A 22,399-nucleotide genomic window follows, 5' to 3' on the forward strand; every position below is an offset into this window, starting at 1 on the left:
CCCTCAATAGAAAAAGGCAAAGCCCGGTTGCCAATCAGATGACTACCGGGCTTTGTGAAAAATCATTGCTCGATTGCCGAGGCGTTTAGATCAGATCGCCGAAGGCGGCATCGAGGGCGTCCAGACGCTCTTCACGATCCGATTCCCCGTCATCGTCACGATTGGCGATCAGGTCGATAAAGTCGCTGCTGGGCTGATCAGTTGGATCGGCGAAGCTGTTGATCGGTTGAGGAGCTTCGCCCAATAGAGCGATGTCCGACACCGACGATTGTTCCGCCTCGGGTTCGATCAACGATACCGTCAGATAGTCCGACGTGATCTGTTCGCCTTGGCCACTGCCGGCTTGCCGGCGTGCCAATTCGTTGATCACTTCCAACGCATCGATCGGCGTGATCGATTGGTCACCGTTGACGTCGTAGTACGGCGGTCCGGCGTCCTGATCGGTCACCGGAATGCTGCCGGTCGTCGACGTTCCGAGTCGGTTGATCACCAGCAGTGCATCGATCGGCGAGACGTTTCCGTCATCGTTGACGTCGGCGTTCAAGTTCGGGTTCTGAAGCCGGCTGCCGGTGACTTGGATTTGTACCGTTCCAGGGCTACTGACTCGGCCTTCGGAATCTGCGATCGTGTACTGGAACGAATCCGTTCCCAGGAATCCGTCGTTGGGAATGTAACGGACGGTGCCATCACCGAGTGGCACGGCAACGCCGCTGGTCGGTGCGGAAACGATTTGGATCGATGACAGATCCAGTCCACCGTCAGGTGCACCGGGCACTGCATCGGGGTCTTCGTCATTCGCCACGACATTGACGTCGATGGATTCGTTGAAGAACGTTCCGGCTTGATCATTGCGAGCAATGGGTGCGGCGTTGGCAGAGATCGTTACCAAGGTTTCGGCACTGTATTCGCCTTGGTCGTCGGCCACTCGATAGCGGAACACGTCTTCCAGAGCAAAGCTTTGGAACGAGGTGAACGTGATCACACCGTTGTTGTCGATCGCCAGTGACCCGAACGCCGGTTGCAAAGTGATTTGAATCGATGTGGGATCAATCGTGCCGTCGACGTCATAGTCATTGGCTAGCACTTCGATGACCGTGGGGCCGTTGGGGTTCAAAGTCGGGTTGTCGACGACGGTGAAGGGGGCATCGTTGATACCGTCCACGGTCACAGCGACCGAAACGATATTGCTTTGCAAGCCTTGCGAGTCAACGACACGGTAGGTGAACGAGTCGATTGCTTGTTCGCCCGGTGCCAGGGATTGCAATGTATTCGAGGTGGATGGGTCGTAGGTGATTTGACCCGTCGTATTGTCGAACTGAACCCGAGCACCGCTGAGCGAGAAGCTGGAACTGGACATCACGATCGTGAGCGTGTCGTCCGGATTGTTGATGTCCGGATCGATGTCATTGGCCAACAATTCTGCACTGGAGATCGACAACAAAGTGTCTTCGTCGGTCGCCACGCTGTCGGCGACGGCTGTCGGCTGATCATTCACGGCGGTGATGGTCAGTCGCAGCGGAATCGCTGTGCTGGAGGCATCGCCCGAATCGATGGCGACGACCGACAGGTCGACGGTGCCGTTGGCATTGCTGGCGGGGACAAACCGCAGGATGCCATCGTCACTGATTTCCGGAAGCGTTTGGAACAGAGCCAACGCATCGGTTGGCGTGGTGACTTCGAAACGGACCGATTGGCTGGCTTCGTCGGCCGGGCCGGGGCTGATCCCGCTGGCCCAAACCTGAGAATACGGGCCACTGTCCTCGTCGATCACGATTGGACCGCCGGGGGTGAAGGTCGGCGGATCGTTGATCGCGTTGACTCGCACCGAGAACGTTCGCAGCGTGCTAGACGCTTGAGGCGTGCCATCGGTGGGCACGTCAAACAGCTGGGCGGTGAAGGTCGCCACGCCATTGGCATTGACGGCGGTTTGGAAATCCAACGAGGCGCTGTCGGTGGTCGTATCGATCACCGCAACCGGATCGGAGGTGAACAGTCCTGTGTCGCCGCCAATTTGAATGATTTCAAAGTACGTGGTCTGGCTGTTGATTTCATCAATGGCCGTTGGCGGTCCGGGCAACACGTTGGTCGCCCAGTTGTCGATCGAGACCACGCCGGCGTCTTCGCTGACCGTCACGTTGGACGGGCCGCTGAACTGTGGCGGGTTGTTGATCGGATCGACGTTGATCGACACCGTGTGCGATGCGATGCGTGGATCCGGTCGTTCGACTCCGCCGGTGCCGACGTCGACACTGATGCCGTCATCGGTGACCGTGTAGATGAACGAATCGGTGCCCACGAAATTGGCTCGCGGTGTGTATTGCAGTCCGACCACCACTCCGTTTTGCACGATTTCTGTGATCGTTCCGCCGAACGCCGATTGAACCGGCGTCGGGGCTTTCAGTGAGACCGACTGGTTGCCACCGGGAGTCAGATCCTGGCTCTCGTTGTCCGGTCCGACGGCGAATACATCCAACAGTCCTGGCGATCCGCTGGTGCCGACCGTCGGGATGTCCAAACTCGTGTCCTCGTCGATCGTGAATTCCAATGGATCCACATCGGTGCGAACGACCGGTGGATCATTCACCGGTAGGACGTCGATGGTGATCGTCACCGGATCCGACGAGATCAAGTCGCCACGGGTTTCGTTGCCTGGGCCATCATCGGTCAACACGACTTCGAAATCAAAGCTGCCGAACACGTCGGGTGCCGGGCGGTATTTGAGTGTCCCGTCGGGTGTGATCGTGGGGAATTCAGTGAAGAAGTCGCTTGCCTGTGATTGCGGGAAACCCAGTGAGGTCACACTGAAGCGAACCGTTTGACCGTTGAGCACATCGACTTCGTCAAACGCCGTGTTGGGCGGAGCCGCTTCGATGCCAAAGGCAAAGTTGTCGATGGTGGTCGTGTTGCTGTCTTCGAGTGTTTCCAACGATTCGAACGGTCCGTTGGGGTCGTTCGGATCGGCCGGTCCCAGATTGACGTTGAACTGCGGTTTGTCGTTGACCGGGTTCAAGACGAATTGGACGACGTTGGTCGAGGTCAATGGATCGGGATCCAGTTGGCCGTTGACATAGGTCGTGCCGTCATCGATCACGGTGTAGGTGAATGAGTCCACGCCACCGATCTGGTTGTTGTAGTTTTCCGGCGGATCGTAATAGACGCCGGGGTTGCCCAAACTATCGGTGCCCAGTGTCAGTGAACCACCCAGGTCGGAACGCGCGGGAATTTGGTCCAGCGAAAGTGTTTGGTTGCCACCTTCGATCTGGATGCTCGCTTCGTTTGACGGACCGACCAGGAAGACGTCCAACAGTCCGACTCGGTTGTAACCGATGATCGAAGGGTCGCGACGCAGCGGGATGAAGTACTGGCGGGCGGGCTGGCCGACGGGCTGCGTGTTGTCTTCACGCAGCGTGTAGGTGATCGTCGCGTCGGTGATCTCGCCGGTGTTTGCATCGACCTCGCGAGCGACTTGATAGGCGTCGTCGGCGGTGTTGATTGCTCCGGTGCCTGCGATGCTGGGGTTGAAACGCGGTGCATCGTTGACCGGGCGGACGTTGACCGTCACCGTGACATCGGTCGACTGAGGGTTCGTCGGGTGATCATCGGTGAACGTGAACACATAGATCACTTCGCCCACGGCGTCGGCCTTGGGAAACACCGTCAATCCGCCGGTGTCAGTGACAACGGGCAATTGTTCCATGATTCCGCGGGTGTCGGTTGCCCGAATGTTGGTGACGGTCGGGCGACCTTGCGTCAGCAATTCATCTTCGGCGGTCACCGGTCCCGGCAACACGGTTGTGAAGACATCGTCGATCGTTGCTTGAGCCGTTGTCGGGTCTTCGGGGACGTCGACTTGGGCCAAGTTTTCGATATAGGGTTTGTCGTTGGCCGGTTTGACGCTGATCGTCACCGTGGCTTCGCGAACGCTTTGTTCTTCACCCAGGATGCGAACCAAGTTGGCGACCGGCAGCGTCGTCCGCCCGTTGTCGGAAATCGTATAGGTGAACAGGTCGACCGGGACAAACGGAGGCAGTTCGTTGTAGTCGATCGGCGGTGCGTAACTACCGCTGGCGAAGACGCCATTGGTGTAGTTGAACGTCAGCAATCCACCGTTGGCAGTGTCGAGCGTTTGTGATCCGGTGAACCCGGCCGCCACACTGACGGTGCCTTCGCTGGTGGAGAACGAAACCACTCGCAACGATTGCTCACTTTCGTTGTACGGTGCCGGTAAGTCTTTGTCGAAATCGCCGGGAACCGCGGGCAGTTCGCGAACCACCGCATCCACACTGTTGGACAGTCGCAGCGAGTCGCCGTCAGCGGTGACCGCATAGCCATCGGTTCGCAGAGTGGTTTCCAGATTCGTGACCAAATCCGCAGCGCTGTCACCGACCGCAAAGGTCACGACGTAGGTCGTGTCGACTGCGGGTGTGCCAGTGGTATTGAATTCGACAATGACCGGTGCACCGTCGATGGTCAATGTGATCGTTTCGCCATCGATCAGTTGGTCGCCCGCGGGCAGGTCGATTTCGGTTGGAGTCGCATTGATCGACGTCATCGGAGCGATCGAGGCGGCCGAGGCAATCGACGTCAGTGACACGGTGCCATCGCCATTGGCGGTCGCACCAAGTTCTTGCAATCGCATTTGCGCTGCCAGTGTGGCAGCGATATCAGCCGCCGCATCACCGGCAGCGTATTGAACCACCACGTCGGTGCCCGCTGCGGCTGTGCCGGTGGTGTTGAATTCGACGGTCAGGACTCCGCCGACGCCATCGGCCAGGGTGATCGTTTCACCATCGATCAATCCGCTGGCATCAGGCAAACTGATGCGGTCAGCCGAAGCCGTGATGTTCGAGTTCGCATCATTGATTCCGGTGACCGAGGTGCTGTTGAACAGCAATCCGGCAAACCCGGCAGCCGCTGCGGGATCATCGTAGACCCCGATCCCGGCGCCAATCAACGCGGCTTTGATCGCCGCACTGATCGTAGCAGCGTCGTCGGCCGGATCAAACGTCACCAACAGGCCAGCGCCGGTCATCGAGACACCGCTGGTGCTCAATTCGAGCGTGGTGGTCTGGCCGCCGGCGTCGATCATTTGGATGGTTTCGCCACCGACGATCAAGGCTCCTTCAGGGATCGAAATTCCAGTTGCGGATGCCGTGGTTGCGGCGGTGTAAGAGGCGGTTGCGACAGCGGTGACAACGGGCATGCTGACCGTTTCGGCCGTCACGATTCCGCCCAGGCCGGCAGCAGTCAATTGCTGTGCCAGGTTGGTTGCGATATCGGCCGCCAAGTCGGTCGTGGCGTATGTCACCAAAACGTCGGTGCCGATCGATGCCGTCGCATCGGTGCTGAATTCGACCACGCTGCGGTTTCCGAGCGAGTCGGTGATGATCACCGTTTCGCCGTTTACCATCGCGGTGCCGTCAACAACGGTGATCGAATTGGCGGTCGTCACGAGTGGTGAATTGCTGACCACACCAGAACCCAGGATCAGATCGCTGGAGGTGAATGACAGCACAGCCGGCGCGCCCGGTTCAGCGGCTTCGTTGACACTCAGTGAACGGTCGTAGGCGACCGGAGCATCGTTGACCGGTTCGACAAAGATCGTGCTGGTGACAGTTGCACGACGGAAGTTGTCGGTGCGTGTGCCATCGATTGCTTCGTCTTGGCCTTGGTCTTCGACTTCGTAGACGAATTCGACTTGCCCATAGATGTCGTCGGCAGGTGTGAACAGCACGTCGCCGGTGGTTGCATCGATTTCGACGGTGCCGAATGCGGGGTCCATCGAAACCGCGGTGATTCGCAGATCGCCGTCGTTGCCATTGATGCCCTGCGTTTCATCCTGTGCGGCCGGTGCTCCTGGCAAGTCGTTGGACAACAGGAAATCGGCGGGCACCACCAACGGTTCGTCTTCGGTTGGCGTCGGGACCGGCAGGTTTTGGTTGATGAAGTAATTGCGGTAGCGATCATCAGTGATCGACAGCAATTCTGGCATCGGTGTCGGTTGGCTGTTCTGCGGTGTGACCCGAATGTTGACGTTGGCTGAAGCCGACTGTGGAGTCCCTTTGACGATGTTGGAATCGCCGTCCAGGCTGCGGCCGTCGTCTTGAACCGTGAACGAGAATCCGTCCAACAACGGCGGATCACTTGGCGCCCGCAGGTTGTCGCTGTTGAAGTAGTCCGCACCGCGATAGAAGATCCGCGTGATGAACGTGCGGTCCATGGTGGTCGGATCGCTGGGGTCAGCCAGTTCGGTGGCGAATTCGGCTGACAGCGTCGCACCGCGCGAGGTGGTGGCGGTCGCCGTTTGGTTGTTGGCGTTGATCGTTACGCCACCCACGGTGATCGAAATCACTCGCAACTCGGCGTCTTGATTGGATTCGTCGAATGGCAATCCAGGGATGGCTGCCGATCCGTCACCGGTGGCACCTACCAACAGGTCTGACGCGAGGAAGATCTGAGGTTGATCCGCAGGCGTTTGTCCGGGTTGGAATTCCAGTGCAAGCAGGTTGGCATCGTTCACACCGGGCACATCGTTGACCGGTGAAACGTCGATCGTCACCGTGGCAAATTGAGCGTTGCCGGCGACCGAACCACTGTTGCGCTGGGTGCTCAAGCGGTAGGTGAACGTGTCTTTGCCGACAAAGTCCGAGTCGGGAACGTACGAGAACGCACCGGTCAATTCATCGCCGGGATTGATCACCAACGTTCCGTGTTGCGGTTGTTGGCCGACAAAGTATCGGACCGGCAACAACTGACCAAGGTTGGTGTCGTTGGAAATCAACGTCGGAGGTGTTGCCGTGGAGGTGTCGACGGTCAGCGTGCCGTCTTCGATGACGGTGTAGGCATCGTCGGTCGGCACCGGAGGATCGAACGGCGCGATCGAAACCATGTAATCTTCGACTTCACCACCGACGGCCACACCAGTTGGTCCCAGGTCGCCGGACTGGCTGAGTCGGACTCGCATCCATTGGTCAGGCAATTTCTGACCCTGAGTGTGGTTCGGTGGAACCGCGTCGGCCGGGAATCGGCTTTGAGGAATGATGATCGGGTTCGGATTCAGGTCTTCACTGACCGCTTCGCTGAACGCGATTTGTTCGTCACTGTCAAAGGTCCCGTTGCCGTCGAAATCGACCCAGATGTCAACCAGACCGCTGCCGGTGACGGTCACCGGGATGGTGCTGCCCGACGGATCGCTGGGGTTCAGGAAACCGACCACATCGTCGGCGTTGACGTTTCCGGTGATCGTTGGATCGTCGGTGAAGACCAGGTAGGGCACGTTGTTACTGACAAAGGTGCCGATCGAAATACCGTCTTCGTCGTCGATCGCTTCCAGCGTGATCGTGTCACCGGCCAGGCTGAGCAGGACGGCGGAATCGATCACGTCGAACTCGGCACGGATTTCTTGGAACACTTTGAGCGCGATGCTGTCGCCCGATTCGCCGTCGACAAACGTGATCGGCAGGTTGTTGCCGGTCGGGTTTTCGGTCGCGCGAATCATTTCGAACCGTCGCGTTTGATTGCCGATCGAAACCGTCAGCGTTTCGCCGCCGACCACGGTGCCGTCGACCACGATTGCCGTCGACGACGTGGTGAACAGGTTACCCGTTTCGGTGTTCGAGATCGGCAACAGCGCGTCGTCCGAAAGTGGCGCGGGCTGGCCGTTGGTTTCCGTGTCCAGGTATTGACCCAGACGTGGCACACGATCACCGGAAACAGTGTGCCGCGCACCATTGTCGATCGCCAACGTCTTGTAGGACGCCGGGGCATCTCCAAAGTCAAACTGGACTTGGGGCATGATGATCGTGAAACGGGTTTCATCGTTGGCACGCGTTTCACGGACGCGGTTGCCGGCCAAGTCGGCAACGGCGGGCAGATTCGATCCGATGCTGACCTGGACATTGTTGACCGTGCCCTCGACCATCAATGCTCCGTCGATCAACAGCGTTCCGCCACCTGGGTTAAAGGTGGTCACGGCTAGACCCGCATCGCGGATTGCGGACTGTAGTTGTGCCGCAGCGCTGGCGGGCGTGAACCCTTCGCTTTGACGGTACGGCATCGGATAGGCACCGGCCGAAACGCCGGGCTCGCCTTCGAGCAGGATCGTCGCACTGTTCAGCACGGCTAGATCACCACTGATTCCGCCGAGTACGACGCGGCCTTGGCCGAGCGCTTGCGAGGTGCCCAAACCGAGCGGTTGCGAGGCAACCGCGGCGGCAACGCTGGCGGCGATTTGGTCCGGGCTGTCGGTGCGAGCGAACTGAATCGGAATGAAAGCGGGATCGCTGACGGTGCCTAGCGTGAATTCAAACGTGGTCGTCATTGGGCCATTGGTGTAGACCAATTGGTCGCCTTCCTGCACGCCTTGGGCGACACCGGTTTGCGTGATCGCAGCGGAGTTGTTGGTGACAACGTGCCCGGCGACGGTTCCCAATTGAACTTTGTCGATACCGATTCCGGACGGTGAAAGTCCGACGGCTTCGGCGACACTGACCGCCGGGTCGGATCCGGGGTCAGTGCTGGCAAGCGCGGCCAAGATCGCATCGCGAACCTGTTGCACCGTTCCGGCGGTCGCCAGGTTGACGGCGATTGCGCCGGCCCCGACGGATCCGTCCAGGTCGAACTCCAAGACACGGACGGTGCCGTTGGCATCGGTCAGACTGATTTGTTCGCCGTCGTTGAACAGGGCATTGGTTCCGGCGACGGTCAACGTCGTCGTTTCTGGCAGCACCAGGCTATAGCCGGCTTCGAATTCGAATGTCGTTGGGGTCCCGTTGGCCTCGGTCACGATGACTTGCGAACCGTCGGTGATCTGATCACCCGATGGCATCGAAACTTCGATTCGTTGCTTGTTGTTGAGTGTGATCTCATAGACCGCATCGGGACGCCAGATGCCCGTCAGTGGAGTCAGCCGGATCGTATTGCTGTTGCTGCTGAATCCGAACACGTAGTCACGACCGGGGATCAATCGTGATCCGTTTTCGGTCAAAATCACGGTGTCGCTGGTGACGGTGGCGGGATCGATTCCGGTTCCCGATGGGTCACGCAGTTGGACTTCGAAGAACGACAGTGTGCCGCCGGTCAAACGCACGAACGAGCTGTCCTGGTCTTGGTCACCGCCAGGGATTTGGAATCCGATCGCGTCTTGTGGTCCGGTCAGTACCGCCGTCGGGCGAACATCATCGGCGCGGTCGATAGCACCGCGGTCAATGAACACGTTGGAACCCACACCACCGGGCGTGGTCACCAATGGATCATCGACGCGGGGTTGTCCATAGGCATCAAAGGCGGGGGCGATGATCGGTGAGGGAGCGATCCCGACCGGTTCTTTGACGGTTTGCAAGAACTCGCTGCGATCGGGTAACGATGCGAACGAACTGTCGATCACGTCACTGCCGGCAGCCGGAATGTAGATGCCGCGGTCGGGGTCTTGGAACAAGGCCACCGTATCGGGGATCACGATCGATGAACTGGCCAGTCCGACCGAAGTGTTGTTGTTGTTTCCTTGGAACGCGTTTCCGCCGACGACAATCTCACCGAACTGGTTTCCGGTCGCGAGGATGCCATTGGTGAAGCCGCTGACGATGTTGTTCAAGACCGTTGGGCTGGAGGCACCGCTGATACGGATACCATCACCGTTGCCAGAGTTGACCACGGTATTGTTGACGATCCGTCCAAAGGCCGCCGGCGAGGGGACTTGGCCGTTGACGTTGACGTCGCCACCGAATTCGATGCCGGCGTCACCGGATCCAGAGATCACGTTGTTGCTGATGACAACACCAGGGATCAACGAATCGGTGTTCTGGTTACGCAACAAGCGTGCGGATCCAGGGTTGGGCAAGGAATCCGGTACGATCGCACCGTTGTCGTTGACCAATCGTTCGCCGCGATCATCGCTGACCGCTCGGACACCGGTTCCCGACGAGTTTGAGATGAAGTTACTGGAGATCACCAATTGACCCTGGTCTTCGACCCGGTTGGTGTCGCTGATGCCAAATTGATAGTCGACCATCAACACATCTCGTGCCGGCACATTGCCGCTAGTGGATGTGGGGCGAATGGCCAATGCGTATTCGCCGTAGTCGGCCGCTCGGAATCCAGGCTGGACGAAGAACGTGCTGGGCGTGATCTGCAGCGTTGTGTTGCGTCGAACCAAGTTGATAAAGCGGCCATCAGCATCGGCTTTGACGATCGCCGACTGATTGGCCGAAATGGCGGCTTGGGTTTTCGACGCGATTTGGGTCGCGTCATCGCCCGTCGCCAACGTGATCGGCACGTTTGACCCACTGACCGCGCCACCCAGGGTGTATTCGTAGATCACCTGAGAACTGCCCGAGGTGATCGCCAGTGTTTCGCCGACCAGGAAGTTCGGGCTGATGAAGTCAAAGAAGGTGATCGTGTCACTGCCAAAAATGTTGGCGGAGCTGACGACGACGTTGTAATAGCCATCGCTAGGCGCGGTGAATCGCAAGAACGCACCGCCATCGGCTTCGCCGTCTGCCATGCTGGTTTCGAACAAGCTGGATTGCCGGCTGCGGTCGATTTCGAATCCGAACAGATCTTCGGTCAGGATTTCCTGGTCATTGAAGACCGTGATCACCGGCAGGTCCAACACTTCACCGGCTCGCGAGAAGCCTTGAGTGTCCACATCAATGTCCACCGTTTCACCAGCCGCCAAGTAGATTTTGACGCTGTCGTAGTCCAATGAGGGATCCGTCGCGAGCACGACGGCACCGTCTTGCAAGTTGACGACGCCTTGGCCGGTCAAGACGGCGTCGCCGATCTTGCCAATTCCGACCACGGTGTCGTGGGCTGCGTCGACAAACCCTGATGGCGTCGAACGATCGAGTTCGTCACCGAAGATCACTGGAGTGATCGTTTCGGAAACCTGGTCGACGATCGGAATGCGTCGCGACGTTTCCCGGCCTTGAGATGTTTCGGCACTGACCAAGTCCATCTTGATGAATCGTCCGCCGGCTGAATTGACGGTGATCGATGACGAACCGAACAATTCAACTCGATTGCCAGTGTTGGCCGCCGATTCGAATCCGTCCGAGGTTGCCGCGGTGATGTTCAGGACGTTCTGAACCTGTGCTGAATTGATGGCGTCGCGGATCGCCCGTGCCGTCGCAGCGGGATTGGGGCTGTCCGGGTTGAATGGCACCGGCACGTTGCCTTGGGCGACACCGAGGGCGCGTGAACTATCGAATTCGAACGTCAGTTGTCGCCATCCGTCGCTGAGTACGAATACGTCTTGATCCAGCAGGTTGGTGCCGGCGATCGCCAGCAAACTGACCGCACCTTCGCGCAAACGATCGTTGGTGTCAAAGGAACGCCCAAGCCCGCTGAACTCATCCAATTCTAGATTGATCGGATCGTAATCTTGAGGAACGCCGTACTCATCGGAAGTCCGAATTTCCAGTGAGTAAGGACCGGTCAACGCTTCGTTTTGACGCTCCGGTTGGATCGCTTGGGGGTGCGAATCTGGCAGCGTTTCTGGGTTCAAGCGGAAGTTGAATTCATCAGCGGTCGATTCGACAACCATTTCACCGCGTTCGGCGAAACCGACCACGATGTCGTCGATGTAGACGCCTTCGATGTTGTTGTTGGCCGCTGGAATCGTGGTCCGCTCACTGGCCGCATAGCCGACGGGGCGACGCACGCCAAATTCATCGCCCGGAAGTGGCGAACCGGATCCGTCACCGAAGTAAGAAGACATGCCATATCCGCCGGCATCGGTAACCGTCAGATTGAACAATCGAATGCGGTCGCCGCCGTAGGCCGAGTAGTAGTCCGACGACGTTTTGTCGGTCGAGGTCTGCACGAACTGGCCGACGCCTTCGTTGACGGCAACCTGCAATCGCGAGGCCACTTCGCGTGTGGTCAGTTGGCTGGTGACGATGATCGGAGCGACTTCGGCGCCCGACGCACGGTAGCTGATGATCGATGATCCCGTGGCGGTTCGCACCGATTGGGCGTTTAACAGCAGCAATTTACGTGGATCGTCTTGGAACCCTTGTGCTTCCAACGGCATTTGCGCGAGCACTTTGCTGGTCACTTCCGCAGCCGTGTCGGTCGCGGAGTAAACGATTTCGCCAGCGGCGCCAGTGCCGGTTGTCACAAAGGACAGCACAACAGGGGCCGCTGCGATGCCGTCGCCATCTTCCTTCAACACGATCGTGACGGTTTCGCCCGGTGTGATGTCACTTCCGCGTGGGAAGGTGATCGGAATCGCAGACTCGTTGACGTCACGCGATTTAATCTTGATTCCGGGTCGGCCGGTGTCAGCCAACGTGCTGCTGGCATTTGCGTCGTTGACAAGGATGCCACGACCGAGCGGATCGCCATAGGTTTCGAAGGAAGCACCGAGCGACTGAATCAGTTGTTCCAGGACCGCGTTGTAGGCCGCATTCAAATCGCCACCAAAACTGCTGCCGTCTGGATCAAAGAAGATCGGGTCGATGCCAAAACCGAGTGTCGAGAAATCAAACGGCTTGCCTTCTTCGATGAACACGACTCGCTCGAAATTGCCGCTGCCAAACACGTTGACTTGCATGCCGTTTCGTAGCTGCGTCAGATCGGTCAGCCCCAGTAGCAACGCGTCGCCACTGTTTTCGGCGTGGGCAAAGGTCAGCACCGGGGTGTGTCCGGAGTAGACCGCCGAGTCAGCGAGTAGCCGAACCGCGGTGCGGTTGCCACCGGCGTTGTCGGCGACAGCGGTGTGGGCTGCCAAGACCGTGGCCACGCGTGCGGCGATCACATCCGAGGTGTCGGTGACCTCGAAATTGATTTCATCGGGGCCGGCAACTGCACCGAGTACAAACGTGTAGACCGTGGTGCCATTGATGTCGGTGATGGACAGTGTTTCACCGTCGGTCAATTCCGTTCCGTTGGGCACGTCGACTTCGATCGCCGCTGCGGTCGCTTCGGTCAAATTCGACGTCGGGTCAGACGCCACGACACTGAGTGCACCAAAGATCGTGACTTCGTCGGCAGCAACCGATGTTTCGGTCAAAGGCGCCAGCGCGACCGCCACGCGAGCCGCAATTGCGTCGGCAGTGTCGGTGGTTTGGAAGTTCACGGTGCCGGCCGGGCCGGCGGTCGGACTTTCCACAAAGGTCAGTTCGGTGACGCCGTTTTCATCGGCGATCGTCAGGATTTCGCCGTCGATCAAATCCACCCCTGCCGGGATCGTGACGACACGAGCGGTGGCCGGTCCGATCGACAAGGCGGTGGTGGAATCAGATGTCGTGACCGACGTGGCGGCCAACGACAGAGCTCCGCCGGCGGTGACCACGCCGCCGGTGGCTTTGGGCAATGCCGCACGAACCGCTTCGGCCACTTGGTCGGCGGTCATCGGAGCGTTCAATTCGACTTCGATGCGGTCAAACGGTGGGAAGAAACTGATTTGGTTGACCAGTTCGACCAGCACTTCGCCGCCGGCATACTTGACGGTGATCAATTCGGCGGGGATGTCCGCCGGTGTCAGGATGTCGGGGAAGGTGATTTCGATGCGGTCTTCATCCACCACGGTGGTGGCCGAGGCGGGCGCGATCGGCGTCATTGTGGTCGGCGTGACCTGGACCTGAGTGCCTGCAGCGACCAGCGAGATGATGCCGTTGCCTTCGTAGACCGCTTGGAAATCGCTGTCCAATACGCTCATCACGTTGCGCGCGATCTGGTCGGCGGTTTCGCTTGGGGCGTACACGATTTCGTTTGCCGCACCGGTTGCGGTTTGCACGAATTCGTAGGTCACCGCGTTGAAGAAGCTGCCGACGGTCAATTCGTCACCGGGCAAAATTTTGGTTCCATCGGGAACCACAAATTGTGCCGCGCGACCGGTTCCGCTGACAAAGATCGTGCCGTCGTAACCGCTGTCGACTCGTTGGACCAACACCGGATTGGACTCGGCGACCACCGATTCACCAAACACTTGGAACTGTTCGATCGATGCAAACCGCACGCGTCCGTCGGTGGCGCCATTGGTTTTCGGGCCGTTGGCTTCGACGTCGGTGCTCAACGCCGCGATCACAGCGCGAGCCACTTGGTTAGCGGTCATGCCGCTGGTGATCTGGACTTGGCCGGGACCCGCGGTACCGTTGACAAACTGAACGGAATAGCTGGTGCCGTCGGCGCGGATCAATTGAATTGCATCGCCGGTTTGGATTTTGTTTCCGGCCGGGAATACGACTTCGGTACCGACCACATTTTGCAGGACGATTTGGTTGCCATTTTCGTCACGGAAGGAAACCAAGCGGTCATCGATGATCTCGTCACCGGGGATCGCGGTCAATTCGACCGAATCGAAGTGAGCTTGGACTGCACCGGCGGTCGAGAAATCGAAGCGGATGCGGACGTTCTCGTTGCCTGCCAAGGGAGACAGGTCGACACGAGCCTGGCGCCATTGTTGTTGGTCTCCGGCATCGCCGTTGACGTCAAACAGTTCCTGGACAGGAATGTTTGTTTCGTTGAAGTAGTCGTATTCGTCGGCGAACACCAAATCACGGAAGGCGTCATTGGTCGCCAACAATTTCCACTCGCCGTCGTCGCCGGCGGCAAACACACGGAAGCTATCTCGTTGGGGTTGTCCCGGTGCGACTGGCGAATAATCGTCGTTGTTTTCAACTTCCAGATAGTAGCTGAAGTACAGCGTCGGTTTATCGGCCGAACTGTAACCTTCCAAATCCAGTGGCTGAGAGATGATCGAACCGTGTGATCCACCCGGCGCCAATTCACCCAAGTTGCTGCCGTCATCGCGAGCGAGTGTGTTGCCGGCGACGTTTTGGTTGGTCGCGCTATTGTTGGTGTTCCCCGGATCGACTTCGAATCCGTAGTACAAGCTGGCCCCACCACGACTGGCAAATTCTTCGCGGCTGCGGTCGGGGGTTTCTTTGATCCCGTGTCCGTCATTCAGGTTTCGGTCGGTGGTGATGTGCCAGGGGCTGGCTTCCAAATTGCTAAATGCCAATCCGGTCGGCTGAGCACCCAGGAACGAGAATCCGAAATCGAGGTTGTACTGCAGCGGCACGGCCGAGCGGCCGTTGTACAGCACGTTGGCCGGTTCCAGATCGCCGGCTTCATCGATGGTGGCTGCGTACAACCAACCGTCGGCCGTGGTCATGAACAGGGTTCTGCGGTAGTTCCCGTCTTCGATGGTTCGCGGGCCGAACGTCAATCCGGTGAAGGTCGGAGCGAACGATCCGGTTTGAGACGCGTGTACTGGATCTTTGGCGATGATTCCATAAAAGGTTGTTGGGATCACACCGTCGTAGTTTTCGAATTCCGATCCAACCGGGCCACTGATGTTGTTGCTCGGGTCGAACGAGTGGATGCCGCCGGCATCGGTGACTGCGTATAGCTCACCGGTCGTGCCGAAATCATCCGGGTCGTAGGCGATCCCTTGGATACTGCCGCCGTCACCACCGGTGGGGTAAATCAAACCGGTGTCAACGATTCCGAGTTCAATGTCTTCGGATGCCGGTCCCAATGCGGTGGTGTACGGGATGCCGTTGGGGAAGTTGCGGTGGGCGTTGGCGTTGGTGCTGAAGCCTTGACCGCTGGTGATGGCACCACTTTGCTGGCGGAATCCGTAAACGATGTTTTGCGTGAACGCATAGGGGATTTCACCGCCACGTCCCGAGGTGTCGCGGTGACCGACCAAAATGGCATTGGCGTTATCGGAGATCGGGGTCAGGCGAACGGTCGATTGAGACGTTCCGCCGTCGGTCAACGGATAGGCGATCCCTGTGATCAGCAATTGTGCGTCGTTGTCGGCACCGGTTCCGTTAAAGTTCTGGTTCGATTCGCGGAAGGTAATGCCGTCGTCACCGCCACCGGCAGCGGTCCCGTCCAAGGGGCTGACATTGCTGTAGTTCCCCGAGTTGCCGTTGTTGGGGTTCTGTCCCGGCGGCAACGAATAAGAAAACAGTTCGCCGTCGGAACGTGCGGCGATATCGCCGTTGCGTGCGCCGTATTGACCGATGACTCGTTCAACCACACCGGTGAACGGGTTGACCGAGACCAGCCCGGAATTGTTGTTCCCGCTGTAGCCGCTGTCGAGACTGACAAACAACCGCATGTCGTCTAGCGAGTAGGGCACGATCGAGGTGTCGTCAACGAAGGTCGGCAAGATGGTCGTTTCGGACGAGTAGACTACCCCGTCAAAGGTTTCTTCCACGATCCGTCGCGTGGAGTTGATCGGATACAAACGCACGTCGGTATTGGGCGCTGCGTTATCGAAGAATTGACCCAGGTCGTTCGGAACCGCCGCGGCATTACTGACTGCGACGTAATAGGTGCCTTCGGGCAGTTCGACGGGACCGATGTAGGCGTCCAACGAACCGGCCGATCCACCGGTGAGGTTTGCAGAATCGACACCGTTGAGAGGTCGTCCGCGGTCGTCGGAGATGTTCGAATCGCGACTGTGCAAGACCAGTCGGCCGAATACGTCATACACCGCCAGCGAAGTGTTTGGGCGGCCCAAACCATCGGCATAATCAATATCGAAGGTCGTGGTGACGAATCGGTTCTCGCTGTCAAACACATCCGGTTCGATCTGTTGCGTGAACAAATCGACTTGGTAAACATCGACGTCTTCCAAACGCACGTTGGCGTTGTTGGAGTTCAAGTTGCCGATGTTCCCGGTGACCACCAACGATCCGCGGTCAGACGTACCCAGGTTGCCCAGCCGGTCGACTTGGTTGAGCGTGAATCCGAGTTGGTTCTGATAGGCTTCGCGAATGTACTCGTCGCCGCTTTGTGGGTTGTTCGGAGTCGGGTCGACAATCTGGGAGAACTCCAGACTTTCGGCCGCCGTTCCGGTCAGCGGCGAGTGCAACGGGGCACTGTTGATCGTGATCGCGTCGGTTGCGAAACGGATGTCGGCCAATTGGACCGTCGATCCGGCGATTTCCTGGGTTTCGCGCAGTCGCAGACTTAGTTGATACGAACCGGATGATTTGCCGCCGCTGCGGACGCGAATGTAATAGGTGTTTTCACTGCTGTTGGAACCAGGCAGAATCACTCGCATGCCCGCATCGAGCGGGTTGGGGGATTCGACATTGCCGACGCCCAATTGGTAGAGCGGTTGCACGGTTCCGGCCGGCAACGACGAGAACAACAGCGACCTATCGGTGGCTTCGCGGAACGAGTCGTTACTGCGAGCCAATACGTTTTGGTTGCCATTGACTGCTTGAGCGTTGACCGTGACCAGTTCGACGATGGTGTCGAGTCCGATGCTGGTTTCGTCGATGTCGATGTAGACACCGGTGCCACCGGTCGCAGTGAAGCTGTATACGTCGACGTCGTCGGACGTCGCCAGCGTTCCGCGAACGTTGAATCCCAACCGTTCGGTTTCGTCGCCAGACGATTCGTCGCTAGCCAAATCACCAATGACCTGAGCATCTTTGGCGAACGCGTTCTTGGCGATCGAAGCGGCATTGGCCGTTTCTTGTTCCAAGATGTAGCCGACATTGCGATCGTTGATGTAGGTCTCCAATCGAATGCCCTGCCAATCACCCGCCTGGGCAAGATCCACGTCGCATTGCAGCGAGCTGAGTGTGCAGTTCATCGGTTCACCGTCGGCGGTGAAACCGGCGCCGACGGTTGAGTCGTTCCAGCTGGTCAAGATGACCGGGTTGCCCGGTGTGCCCAGGACCTGGACCGTGCCGCCGATGCGGTCATTGATGTCCAACGGACGGCCGGTGCCGACCAGTTCTCCGCCGGGTCCGAATTTGACAACCAAGCTTTGGTTGGGATCACTTTTGAGACGCAGGGTGCCGTGATAGTGATGTGTTGCCGATGCGATTTCGCCTTCGACGACGTGCACGATGTCGGTGTCGTCCCAGACGCTGTCGGTGGTCAGGACTTCGCTTCGCACTCGGATGCCGTTGATCGTGTTGTCATCCAGACGATTGCCGGCAATCAGCGGACCTTGGTTATCTGCGTCCGTACTGTAGAGATCGATCGTTCCGGTTGCGCGACCGTAGTCCAGCAGGGCTTCGTGATTGAGCGAGTCAGGGTTGATACTGATCGCGGCGCCCACGTTGCCTTCGATCGTGTTGCCGACCAAGACCGGTTGGCTGCCACGAACGAAGATCGCAGTTTCATCGTTGAAACCGATGCCGCCACGGATCGACTGAGCAACAAACCCACTGGCATTGTCGATGATGGTCGAATTGGCAATTCGGACATCGGCCTGCAGGATTTCAACCGCGTTGAAATCGGTGAACTGGCCGTTGATCGCAGTCGAGCCACCGCCGTAGCGAATTTCTGTGAAATCCAGACTGCCGGTCGCGTCTTGGCGGAAAACCAATCCGCCCCAATCGCCGGGGGCCGAATTGTCGGCGACGGTGTCATTGTTGGTGTCGAACGTACCGCCGGCACCGTAGGTGTCGTCACGTCGGCTGGTGAAAATGATCTCTTTGCCGTCGCGGCCTTCGGCATAAAAATCAGCTCCGAATCCGGCTTCGATCCGAGCATTTTGCAGTTTGATGACCAATCCCGGATCGATCGAAAGTCGGGCATCGTAACGCGGCAGGAACTGGGTGCCATTGTTGCCATCGTTGGGCAGAATCCGTTGTGGCAAATCGATGTTCTGGCCGTCATCGACATAGCTGGATTCGCCGTTGACCCATTGATCAATCAATTCGTACTGTCCGGACGTCAGAATCGATCGATAGATCCGCACGCCGGTGAATTCGGCTGGCGCCGCGGGGATGCCGGACAGTTCAATGGCACCGCTGTCGGGGGCCACAAACGAACCGGTCGGATCACTCGCTTGGGTCTCGCCACCGAGTGCGTTGACATAGGTGAATCGGTATTGATACGACGCACCGGCAGTCAATGATCCGCCGTCACCGTCACTGGCCGTGATGCCACTGACCGAAACACGTTCTTCGGCGCGCAACAGTCCGCCACGCGTCGTGCCGTCATCCAAAAATGTGGTGGTGACGCGATCCAGTTGGGTGACGAATTCGAAGTTCGGCGTGCCCGGAATACTGCGATACAAACGACGGCCGACAAATTCCGATGGTGTGGTCGGCAGGTTTGTCAAGGTCGCCGAACGCATCGTGGGTGATGTCACCACCGCGGTGGTCGGCAAGCTGGCGAGCGATTCGCTGCCGTTGGCGTTAACGTAGGTGACACGGTAGGTATAGGAAACGTTTTCATCCAACGTCCCACCACTGTTGCTGGTCAACGCAACACTCAACACATCGGGACGGTCTTCCAATAAGACTGCACCGCCGGGTTGTCCCTGCAGCACCAAGACTTGGCTGAGCACGTGGACAATATCTTGATCGTCAAACCGGCCACTGACGGTCATCGGTTCCAGTTGACCGGCGGCCGGTGTTTCAACTCGGACAAACAGGCCGTTGATACTGTTGCCCAGCAACGTGTTGCCGAAAATCTGCGGACCGACGCGGTCGTAATCGCTGGTGAAGCGATCGGCGCGTTGAAAGATCGGCGCGTTGAAATTGCTTTCGCGGAAACTATTCGGGTCGGCGCTGATGGCCGCATCGGCACTGTTGCGAATCGTATTGTGAATGATCGTCGGACGACTTTCATTCATTTGGATCGGGGTGACGATCGGTTCATTTGGATTGACGCTACCGCCGCCGTACTGAATGTTGGCGTGGGAGACGAAGTCCAAAAAGATGCCTTCGGTTTCCCAGACGTGTCGGCCTTCGGAGTAATCGAAATCGTTTCGGAATTCGATGCCGGCCCATTGTCCCGGTTGCGCGACGGTGGGCAGCGGATTGGTGTCAACACCTAGCGACTCGTCATCCCAGCTGGTGAAGAAGACTTCGCCGGTGCCGCCGGTTTCACCCGCGATCACCGGTGTGCCGAGGATCTGTAGGGCCGCCAGCGAACGGTCTTCGTCGACCGTTTCACTACCGACGCTGATCTTGGCGTCCTTCATTTTGAACAGGGCACCGGCATCGATCATGACGGTGACGCCTTTGGGGACAACGAACTCGGCGCCATCGGCAAGTGCCGAGTTGGTCGTGCCGCCGAACCCGATTTCGTAGGCCAAGTTGTCGTCTTGAGTGGTGATCAAACCGTCGGCACCACCGTTGGGCAGGATCCGCACGATGTCACCTTCGCCAGACAATGCCAGCGCGGCGGCGATGGTGCGTTTGGGGGACGAAAGCGAACCATTGTTGGCCGCTGCGTCATTGCCGGTGATTTTGTCGACGAAGATGGTTTTGGGGCCACCGGTGACCGCATTGTCTACGGTCGGCGCGACGCGGAACCAGTAACTGAACTCGCCACCGGCAACGCCATCGGCGTCACCGTCCAACTCGGTTCCGTTGGTGTCCGTGATCGTTTGACCGCCATCGGATTTGAAGGTCATTCGCAGTTCGTAGCGGCCTTCGGAAGTTCCGCCCAAACCGCTGCCGGAGATCAATCCGTTGTACAGGTCGTTGCCACTGGCGCTGACGCCGACGATATAGTCGCCGGGTTCGATGTTGACGCCGATGAACGAGTCTTCGCTATAGAAGTCGTCATTACGCGCGATCAATTCGTATTGGTCTGCGGCGGCGTCGACCACGCGATACAGTTTCAGATTGGTGTCCAGCAAGCTGCTGCCGTCCAGACGCTCGGCGATCGTTTCGATTGAAATCTCGCCGGCTTCGCTAGCGGTGAACGAATAAAAATCCACATCGTTGCTTTCGGGGCGGTGCAGCCCTTGGCCGATGGTGATATCGCTCTGGCTAAGGAATTCGGGTTCGACCGGCAGGTCCGGCAGATATTGGTCAGAGAACTGGACCGAATTGGGTTCGTCGGGGCTGCTGCCACCGGCTGCCACGCCAGCGGGCAATTCAAACATGTCGCCGATGCCTAGCAACTCGCCGACGCCGCGCAGCGCTTCCTCGAAATAGCTCAGTCGATTATCGGGAGACAGCCCGTAACCGTCGTACCAGTTTTCACCAGCGTCTAAAACCAAGACGCCTTTGGTTTGATCGCGTTCATTGACGCGATAGATACTCAGCGGCGTGTCGGCACCGGCACCGGTGTCGGCCGTGATCACAATCGAACGCAAATCCCCGGTGACGATCTGAAGGCCCAGGTCTTGCGTTTCGACGAATTCAACGCCCAAGCGTTCGCTGTAGAGATCAAGGACCTCACGCACACGTTGTTTCTGGGCAACGGTGATCGCGTTTTCGAGTGTATTGAGTTGTGGGTCGGTACCGTAGATCCGCGCAAAGTTATACGGAAAGACGTCGATTCCGACTGTCGTATCGGCTTGACCGGTACGCTGGGTATCACGTCGATTGTCGCGCGATCCGGGAGCGTCATAGGCGCCGGGCCAATCGGGAATGATCGGATTGGTGGATTGGATCAATCCTTCGGTCACAACGATGCTTTGTGTGCCCGAACCGAACGTCATACCCAACGGCAGTGCGCCGCTAAAAGTATCGGTGCCACCGCCACCGCTGGACAGCTCCTGCGGCGCAGCCGGCAAGCTGTCGCTGCGTCCGACTCGCAACCGGAAGGTTCCCGTTTGTGTCGGGTCGCCGGCGGCATCGAGCGGCAACAGATCAACCAAGTCCGCGGAAAAAGTCAGCCGCGCACGGTTCAATGCCGGGTCGTATTCGACCGAGACGGGTGTGTTGACCAGATCGTCGGTGTTCTCGACCGACTCGGCCGTGTAAATCAGTTTGTAGAACTGGGGGCGGACGACCGACAACGTGCTATTGCCGGTGTTGATTGGACCGGCCAGCGGATTGGAGAGTGGGTCATCGTTGAAGTAAACGAAGACTTGATCGCGCTGTTGCGTCAGGGTGCCGTTGATCGATTCGATGGGTTGAGGCACGACCGAGACGACGCGTGCACCGACTTCGACTTCGTAGCGCACCGTTTGAATCGGTGCCAACGGGTCGGCGGCGCCGACCGTTCGCAAAAAGTCACCGTCAATGTCGCGAACGCCGACGATCTGTTGGTTGGTGTCGTCGAATCCGGCGAGTTCGATTTGGTATTGGTCATCGGGCAGCGTTTCAGCAAACCGCGCGACGATGATGTTGGTACCGTCGTCATCCTCGAATCCCAGGAAACCGGGCGTGACGAGTTCGTAACCGAGTTCCCCGTTAGCTGCTTGGGCGGCATCAGGAGAGAACGAACCATCGCCGCCGGCGCGTTTGAACTGGATCCCTGCCAAAGTCGCCGAATCAATCAGATCGCCACCAAACCGGAACTTCAGTTCGGTGGGCGCCGTCGAAAGCACCGTGTTGTCTTGAAGATCAAACTGTTCGCCCGAGTTCGCCGAGACGGCGATCAAGCTGGGGGCTTCAAGTTCCGCGGCCAACAATTCTCGTCGCTCGAGCGTTTCGTGCTTGGAGCGTCGTGAGAACTGGTGTGCGGACTTTAACTTGGTGTTTCGTCGAGAGGTCATAGGGTT

General features: G+C 58.5%; 1 protein-coding gene. It reads right to left on the bottom strand.

Going from position 1 to position 22,399, the window contains the following annotated elements:
• Positions 1-85: 85 nt before the first annotated feature.
• Entirely contained in the window at positions 86-22,393 is a 22,308-nt protein-coding gene (locus NHH03_RS06705) for a tandem-95 repeat protein (protein WP_253154990.1), read from the bottom strand.
• Positions 22,394-22,399 lie beyond the last annotated feature (6 nt).

The sequence above is a fragment of the Stieleria tagensis genome (genome assembly GCF_024129865.1).
In the GTDB taxonomy this organism is placed as follows: domain Bacteria; phylum Planctomycetota; class Planctomycetia; order Pirellulales; family Pirellulaceae; genus Stieleria; species Stieleria tagensis.